Genomic DNA, 7,291 nt, shown 5'->3' on the forward strand with positions numbered 1-7,291 from the left:
GACGGCAAAGATGATGTCGGTGGTCTCGATGAGCACCAGAACGGCCAGCAGGGGAGTGGCCATGATCAGCCCGCCCTTGCGGACCAGCAGGCGCTGGCCGTGGAAGGCGTCGGTCATGGGAATCAGGCGCCGAAACCCCGCGAGCACGCGGGACTGGTCGGGGTTGAGGTGCTCGTCGCGCTGGCGGATCATCCGGACGCCCGTGTAGAGGAGGAACGCGGCGAAGAGGTAGAGCACCCACGAGAAATTGGCGATCAGCACGGCGCCGCCGGCGGCACAGTGACGTTCCGGACCACGGTCAGCGGTGCGGGCGCCCTGGTCTCGCGAATCGACGACTTCCACCCGGCCGGGTTCGAGCTGGTCCAGGCCCGCTCGAGCGTCTGGTACCTGCTCGGTGGGCAGACGTGGACGACCGTCACCGACGACGTGACCCGCAACTCGGCGACCAACTCGGTCAGCCACTCGGGGGCCGGGTGGACCACCCTCGGAAACGCAAGGGCCACGCTCGAGACCACCTACCGCGTGCCCGCGGATGCCACCCCGGGCGATGTGCTCAACACTGGAGCGGCCACGGATCTGGCGCTGGTGAGCGGCTACAGGGTGGCCAACCCCATCGACACCTGCGTGACCATCCGCGAGCCCAACCCGACCGAGGTCGTGACCGGCAGCCTCGACGGGCTGGGCCTGGGATCGGTGACCTCCGGCTCGACCGCCCTCGGCGACATCGGCGCCGACCCGGCCACGTTCTCCGCAGACCTGATCAACGGGCTCGACCTGGGGCAGCTGATCGGCGCGGCCGCGGGGAGCTGATCGCGGGGGCGCGGCGGCGGGGCTTGTCGTCGTCGTCCTGATCGGTGTGATCGGCGCGGTGACGACCTGCCGGCGGCGCCTGACCGGCGGCACCCGTTCGGCGGCAACAAATTCACGGTGTCTGACCGGCGGCAACAGGGGCCGGCTCGCTCTACGGCGAGCCGGCCCCGGCGTGTTGGTGAGGCTGGATGCGGGTTGCTGTCGGTGCCAGTTCGAGAGTCGAGCCCGACCGATGGCGAGATCGGCAGGCTCTACAGGGCGGGGCCGGTAGCGCCCATAATTGGTCGCTATCCACTACTTGGCCTATAGCCGAGGTGCTAGAGGTACGGACTATTAATCCAAAGTTCGTTGGTTCGACGGCGACTTGTTCAGTCAGCCGTCCGGTGGTCGATAGGTGGCATTATCGGCGCCGCCACTGCCGGGCGGAGCGGCGGATCACTCGAGGGTCATCGCGGGGTGTCGGCTACGACGGCGTGGGGTTGGTGAGCCACCAGACGATCACCTCGTGCGTTAGCTCGGCGATGCGGCCCTCGCCCGTGGAGCCGTCGCCCCACAGGGGCAGGTCGACCCAGATGCGCAGTGGCGCCCCGCCGATCACGGGGACGTCGACATGGGCGAGCGGGCGGTGCTCCGGCACGAGTTGATACCTGTTGACCGTCCAACAGACGTGCAGCGGCACGAGGCCCGTCAGGCAGGACACCTGGCGGTGGGGTTTGATCGGGGTCAGCACGCGGGTGCCGGGGGCCGCCGGATCCCAGAACGCCGGGTCGGAGGGGCCCAGCACATCGGTCATGATCTCGGGCGTCAGCGCTCCCGGTGGGGACGCTGGCGTGTCCGGTCCGGCGTCTGCCGGGTCGGCGAGGGCAGGAGGGGTGCCGAGAGCGGTCGCTGCAGCGGCGACTGCCATCGCGAGGCCGAGGCGCCGGCGGGTGGGCGAATTCCGGGGTCCGGCTGGGGAGCTCATGACCCCACTTTCACAGACTGGTCAGCGACGTGAACATGCACAGGCTAATCTGAGCTTCTTCTCACCGGAGCCACATCTGTGGCCTGCACCCCTCGAGGTCCTCACCCATGATCCGTCGTTCGCTCGCCGCCCTCGGCCTGGCCGCTGTCGCCGCTCTCGGCACCGCCCCCTCGGTCACAGCCGCCGAAATGCAGGTCGGATCGGGCGTCATCGCCCTGCCCGAGTTCGCCCCCGTCGTCGTCCCCGCCCCGATGGGTTTCGACGCGGCAGCACTGCCGCTGCTGCCGTTCCCGTTTGTCTGGTCCGTGCATTTCGTGCCGGCACCGGGCGTGGCGGCCCCCGCGCCCGCGCCGGGTGTGGCGGCTCCTTCGCCCGCCCCCGCACCCCGACTTTCGGGATGCCGGGAGGCGTGGAACCTCGGCGTCGCGCCCATGCATCGCGGAAGCAGGTTCTACGACCCGTCGATGGACGGCGACAACGACGGGATCGCCTGCGAGCGGGATCCCCGCTAGTCCATGCGGACTCCGTCGGAGCCCTCCGGCATTCGTCGCGAGCGCGGCTTGAATACTCATCTAACGTTAGCGGGAACACTCCATTCGGCGTCGTCACCTGCTCCGGGCAGTAGGCGCCGATCGCTGCCCCAACCAGGATGTGAGGGTTCGACACCGGATGGGTGGACCGTCAGCCTGTAGGGGCCATAGAAGTAGTAAATGTGAGTTCACTCGTCGTGCCCGGTGGCTGCGGGCAGTTCGAGTGGCGGTGGCCCTCGTCGTCGTCGGTTCCCCGAGTGCACCGGGGGAGCGCCCCAGCTCTGGCCGCCGGGAGGAGCCTCGGTCCATGAATGTTTGAGGCGCCTCGAATTCAGGTCGTAGCGTGGTCCCATGGCTGGGATCACCGCGCGGCGTGTGGTCGTCGCACTCGACTGCCCCGGTGCTCGAGAGCTCGCCGAGTTCTACGCGTCGATGCTCGGCTGGCGGATTCGCGACAACGTCGAATATTCGGACTGGGTCGACGTCCTGCCGCCAGAAGGTGAGCTGGGCACGGTCGCGCTCGAGTGCCAGACCGTCTCCGTCTGGCGCGCGCCGACCTGGCCCGAGGGACCGGTCCCCACGCAGGTGCACCTCGACTTCTACGTGGACTCGATCGCCGACTCGGGCCGGCCGTCCTCGCCGCCGGCGCCCGCCGGCACGAGCAACAGCCCAGCCCCGACGGGCGGTTTGTGGTGTACCTCGACCCGGTGGGGCATCCGTTCTGCCTGTGCGAGGAGTGACGGAGCGGGGCGCGGAGCGCGATCAGGGTGGGTAGCCTCGCGGCCATGACCGACCTCGTCCTCCTCCCCGGCCTCCACGGTGACGCGCAGACGTGGGCGCCGGTGATGCGCGCACTGCCGGACGGCGTCCACGCCACGGCGCTGGACCTTCCAGCCGTGGCCGACCTCGATGCGCTCGCCGACGAGGTGGCGGGCCGGGTCGCTCCCGGCAGCGTCGTCGTGGGGCATTCCCTCGGCGGCGTGGTGGCGATGCATCTAGCCGGGCGCCACCCGTCGCTGCTGGCCGGGCTCGTCTTGGTCACAGCCCCGGTGGGGGCTGAGGACCCGGAGTCGGCGAAGGCGCGGGCCGACCGCGCTGCAGGCCTGAGTCCGGAGGCGTACGAGGAGATCGCGCTCGACGGCATGGAGGCGGTGTACTACGGCGACCGCGGCCACGATCCCGAAGTCCGGGCCGAGCGGCTGCGCGCGGCACAGGTTTACGGGCCGGAGCGGTTCGCCGCCCATTCGGTGGCGATCGGCGCGCGGCCCGATCGCAGCGAGTTCCCCGCGCAGGCCGGTGTCCCGGTGCTGATCGTGGGGGCGTCGGACGACCTGGTGGTGCCCACCGAGGAGCAGCGGCGGTGGGCTGAGGCGAATGGGGCCGGGTCGAGCGGCGCCGGAGCTGGTGCTGGTGCGAACGATGACGCGGGTGGTCCCGTGACCTACGTCGAGATCCCGGAGACCGGACACATGCTGCCGGTGGAGGCCCCGGACGAGTTGGCCGGCGCGATCGTCGACTGGCTTCGCGGGCTCTCGGGCTGACCGGGCCGGTTCCGCGCCACCCGGCGGCGGCAGGTCGGGCGGGTGGAGGTGGGCCTCGTCGTCGTCATCGTCGTCGTCGCGGTCTACCGCCCGCACCACGTCGCCCAGGGGCATGCCCGCCTGGCAGTCTCCGGTGACGTGACGCGCGGCGCCGCCACTGGCGGCTCGCGCGCGTACCGTCGATTCATGACCGAGCGGCAGCCGTACGAGGTGGTCGAGCGGTACCCGGAGTTCGAGCTGCGGCGGTACCCCTCCCATGCCGTGGCGGAGGTGCCCGTCCACGGGTCCTTCGGCAGTACCGGCAACCAGGCGTTCAGGGCGCTGTTCAAGTACGTTACCGGTCACAACGAGTCGGCCGGGTCCATCGCCATGACCGCACCGGTCGTCCAGGAGTCACCCGGCTTCGAGAAAATCGCCATGACCGCGCCCGTAGTCCAGACCGAGGCCGACGGCGGCGAGCACGTCGTCGCCTTCGTGCTGCCCGCCTCGCTGACCGCCGCGAACGCGCCGGTGCCCACCGATCCTCGGGTGCGGGTCAGGCAGGTGCCCGGCCGTGTTGCGGCAGCGGTGCGCTACTCCGGACGGTGGAGCGCGTCGGCCTATCGACGTCACCTGACCGAGCTCGAGGCCGCGATCGGCCGGGCCGGGCTGGTCGCCACCGGGCTGCCCAGGTACGCCCGATTCGACCCGCCGTTCACGCCGTGGTTCCTGCGGCGCAACGAGGTCGTGCAGGACGTGGTGTGGCCCGGCGAGGGCTGAGTCGCGTCGCGCTGGCGGTGTTCGGCAAATTGTCCGCTTCCGTTGGCTGCGGAACGGCGCTATTATCCGAACATGATAAACGGCAAGACGATAGATTCGAGACCCCCTTCGGAGGCGGAACTCGTCGATGTCGCGTCCCAGGCACTTCGCGAGAGACTCCCGCCGGAGTGGAAGATCGATACCAGGCAGGGCGCTACATCGTCGACATCTGGCGGCGCAGATTCTCTGATGATCGCCGAGGCTCCCGATGGGAGTGCCGCAACATTCTGTGTCACCGTCAAGAGCGCCGTCGTAGCTCGCGACATACCTGCGCTTCGGAAGAGGTGCGGCGACACTATGGCCCAGGTGCCGGACAGTGGGTGCCTGGTCTTGACTCGCTATCTCGCGCCCGCCGACCGTGCGCGGCTCGACGCGGCTGGCATTTCATATATCGATGCGACCGGCAATATGAGGGTTTCATCCCCCGTTCCCGCACTCTTCGTCTCGGATCGTGGTGCCGAAAGAGATCCCTGGCGGGGGCCAGGGCGCCCGAGGGGCACCCTCAAGGGAGAACCCGCAGCGAAGGTAGTTAGAGCGCTACTCGATCTTCCCGGGCCATGGCGTGTGCGGGAACTCGCCGACGTCGCCAATGCCTCGGTGGGGTCGGTATACCGTGTGATGCAGTTTCTCGAAGATCAGGGACTTGCGCAGCGGCTGCCTGACCGGCGATTCCTGGTGTCCGATTGGGCAGCTCTTCTGCGCAGATGGAGCGACGACTATCAGTTACTCCGGTCCAATGCCGTGTCCCATTGGATCGCTCCCCGGGGCCTGTCGGACCTTCTCGATACGGTGCGCGAGGAAGAGGACATCGACTACGCGCTGACCGGGTCCGTCGCAGCAGCAGCGTGGGATGCCTACGCGCCAGCCAGGTCGGCGATGGTGTACGTCCGAAACGTCGAACGTGCAGCGGCGAACTGGGGCTTGCGCGCGACCGAAGCGGGAGCGAACGTGCTGCTGATCGAACCCACTTACCCCGTCGTCATGGAACGCGCCATGACCGCGTTGGAAGGGCTCACGGTCGCGCGCCCGACCCAGGTGGCTGTGGACCTCATGACCGGGCCGGGCCGGGCACCCGCAGAGGCGAACGGGCTGATCGAATGGATGAGGGCACATGAACAGTCATGGAGAGGGTAGTGGCGATCTGCTCGTCAGTGCCCGGTTTGCGCTTCTCTACGCGGCCGAGGCGTTGTCCGAGCAGGCCGCAGTCGACGGGCTGATTGCGAGACCTGCATGGAGGGCCGCCCGTCATGACCTCGACACGCTTTGGGGCTGTCAAGTTGCTTGACACGGTGGTACATTTTCAGTGCGACCCCAATCGACGAAAGAGCCCCTGGGCTTCGGGAATGATCCCTAGTTGGTTGGGGTTTCGTGCGTCAGTAGTAGTGCTCGGTGCCGTACCCGAAGTAGTCACTCTCGATCCTGATCTTGCTCCGGATCAGTCTGTGAGCTCGGTCGTCGCCGGTCTCCCACTTCCGTGTGACCGCCCAGGTGCAGTAGTCCGCAGCCTGAAGACCGAAGTCGGACTCATCCCGCCAGAATGCCAATACTCGCTTGGCGCGGAAGGGCAGACACTGGGCCATGACATCGTCCACGGCGCCCCTGAACGCAGCCCGGGTCTTCCTGGTTCCCATCTGAGCGGCGACGACCTGGATGGAATCGCCCTGGTGGAACAACTGAGGGGCGGCCCGACTGAGATGAAAAAACCAGGCGTACTGGTAGAACTTCGGTTCGGTTGGGCGGATCGAGGGCTGGGCCTTGGACTTCTCCAACAGAGTGATGTCGAACCGGAACTCAAGTTCCACCAAGGCGTCGAACACCGCGTCTCGCACGACCTGGGCGTCCGGAGAGGCGTGGAAACACGAATCCAAACCCTGGGCCTTCCAGGCCAGTTCGTCCCGGAGCCGCATGAGGCGCGTCCGGAGCGCCCACACCTGTTCTTCGTCGGCGCACAGCGTGCCAACCGCGAAGTACCTGGATGCCTTCCCATTGCGGAGGAACTGGAGGTCGCCACTCTCATCTGCGAACAGATACTTGATCGCCACGAAGGGGCCTTTCTCTCGACTGCCACCTATGGAAGCACATCGAGAGGACACTCCTCGGGCGGGAAACTCACTAAGCGCCATTACCCGCAGATGACATAAAGGCAGGTCAGAGCGAATATTCAGCTGTTAATCCACAGGCACTCCCCAGCAAGTCACAGCCTTGTAGGCCACTGTGACGAGTTGAGGGCGCGGTGGGTGAATAGCGTGGACCAGCTCTACGTCGCGCCGCACGAGTTGGTCTATGCCGGTCGGTTCGAATGGCGGGAAGTGGCGGTCCGCTCTCGGCGGTCGTGGGCCTTGTCGTCGTCGCCCTCAAGACCGCAGTCCACGTCGGACAGTGAGCGTTAAGACGGAGCGGGTCCGGTGAGCCACCAGGCGATCACGTTACTTGTCAGCTCGGGGATCGGGCCCTCGCCGGTGGAGCCGTCGCCCCACCGCGGAAGGTCCACCCAGATGCGCAATGGTGGACTGCCGATCATCGGGAGGTCGACATGGGCGAGTGGGCGCATCGTCGAGGCGAGCACGTCCCTTTCGGAGGTCCCGCAGTTGAGCGCCGGGACGACACCCGGCAGGCAGATCACCTCGGCTCTCCGCCCCCCCCCCCCC

Annotated in this window: 8 protein-coding genes and 2 pseudogenes; 6 read left to right on the forward strand and 4 right to left on the reverse strand. The window is 67.8% G+C overall.

The annotated features are described in order from the left end of the window. Positions 1-261, reverse strand: a pseudogene (locus G6022_RS11830) (tellurium resistance protein TerC); the annotation flags it as partial. A gap of 18 nt (positions 262-279) precedes the next feature. On the opposite strand from G6022_RS11830, the gene G6022_RS11835 reads away from it, so the two are divergent. Next, the gene (locus G6022_RS11835; protein ID WP_182638985.1) at positions 280-810 is read left to right on the forward strand and encodes a hypothetical protein; all 531 of its coding nucleotides are present in this window, start codon (positions 280-282) and stop codon (positions 808-810) included. Positions 811-1,273: 463 nt separating this feature from the next. Here the strand turns inward: G6022_RS11835 and G6022_RS11840 are convergent, their stop codons facing one another. Continuing rightward, positions 1,274-1,774, reverse strand: coding sequence for a hypothetical protein (locus G6022_RS11840; protein ID WP_182638983.1), 501 nt, complete (start codon positions 1,772-1,774; stop codon positions 1,274-1,276). 107 nt (positions 1,775-1,881) lie between these two features. Between G6022_RS11840 and G6022_RS11845 the strand changes: the two genes are divergently transcribed. From G6022_RS11845 to G6022_RS16915, 5 genes are all read left to right on the forward strand, one after another. Beyond that, complete coding sequence (locus G6022_RS11845; RefSeq protein WP_182611006.1) at positions 1,882-2,286, forward strand: excalibur calcium-binding domain-containing protein; 405 nt, start codon at positions 1,882-1,884, stop codon at positions 2,284-2,286. A 369-nt stretch (positions 2,287-2,655) separates the two neighbouring features. Next, positions 2,656-3,093: a VOC family protein gene (locus tag G6022_RS11850; protein ID WP_206682376.1), complete on the forward strand. Its 438-nt coding sequence runs from the start codon at positions 2,656-2,658 to the stop codon at positions 3,091-3,093. Then, positions 3,090-3,845 (forward strand): alpha/beta hydrolase, encoded by a 756-nt coding sequence (locus tag G6022_RS11855; RefSeq protein ID WP_182691618.1) that lies wholly within the window; start codon positions 3,090-3,092, stop codon positions 3,843-3,845. The genes G6022_RS11850 and G6022_RS11855 overlap by 4 nt, the downstream gene beginning before the upstream one ends. A 42-nt stretch (positions 3,846-3,887) precedes the next feature. Next, the gene (locus tag G6022_RS11860) at positions 3,888-4,604 is read left to right on the forward strand and encodes a heme-binding protein (protein WP_347238174.1); all 717 of its coding nucleotides are present in this window, start codon (positions 3,888-3,890) and stop codon (positions 4,602-4,604) included. Positions 4,605-4,676: 72 nt separating this feature from the next. Beyond that, complete coding sequence (locus tag G6022_RS16915) at positions 4,677-5,777, forward strand: hypothetical protein (RefSeq protein WP_241731187.1); 1,101 nt, start codon at positions 4,677-4,679, stop codon at positions 5,775-5,777. A gap of 239 nt (positions 5,778-6,016) precedes the next feature. Here G6022_RS16915 and G6022_RS11870 read toward each other — a convergent pair whose 3' ends face one another. Beyond that, positions 6,017-6,685 carry a DUF3800 domain-containing protein gene (locus tag G6022_RS11870; protein ID WP_067716045.1) on the reverse strand — a complete coding sequence of 223 codons (669 nt, stop codon included), beginning with the start codon at positions 6,683-6,685 and terminating at the stop codon, positions 6,017-6,019. A 344-nt stretch (positions 6,686-7,029) separates the two neighbouring features. Further along, positions 7,030-7,291 (reverse strand): annotated as a pseudogene (locus G6022_RS11875) (hypothetical protein); the annotation flags it as partial.

Source organism: Dietzia sp. Cai40 (genome assembly GCF_014145165.1).
Taxonomy (GTDB): Bacteria; Actinomycetota; Actinomycetes; order Mycobacteriales; family Mycobacteriaceae; genus Dietzia; species Dietzia natronolimnaea.

Excerpts from the sequence above, each read along its gene's own strand:
- G6022_RS11840 (WP_182638983.1), bottom strand. The coding sequence starts at position 1,774 with ATGAGCTCCCCAGCCGGACCCCGGAATTCGCCCACCCGCCGGCGCCTC.
- G6022_RS11845 (WP_182611006.1), top strand. The coding sequence starts at position 1,882 with ATGATCCGTCGTTCGCTCGCCGCCCTCGGCCTGGCCGCTGTCGCCGCT.
- G6022_RS11850 (WP_206682376.1), top strand. The coding sequence starts at position 2,656 with ATGGCTGGGATCACCGCGCGGCGTGTGGTCGTCGCACTCGACTGCCCC.
- G6022_RS11855 (WP_182691618.1), top strand. The coding sequence starts at position 3,090 with ATGACCGACCTCGTCCTCCTCCCCGGCCTCCACGGTGACGCGCAGACG.
- G6022_RS16915 (WP_241731187.1), top strand. The coding sequence starts at position 4,677 with ATGATAAACGGCAAGACGATAGATTCGAGACCCCCTTCGGAGGCGGAA.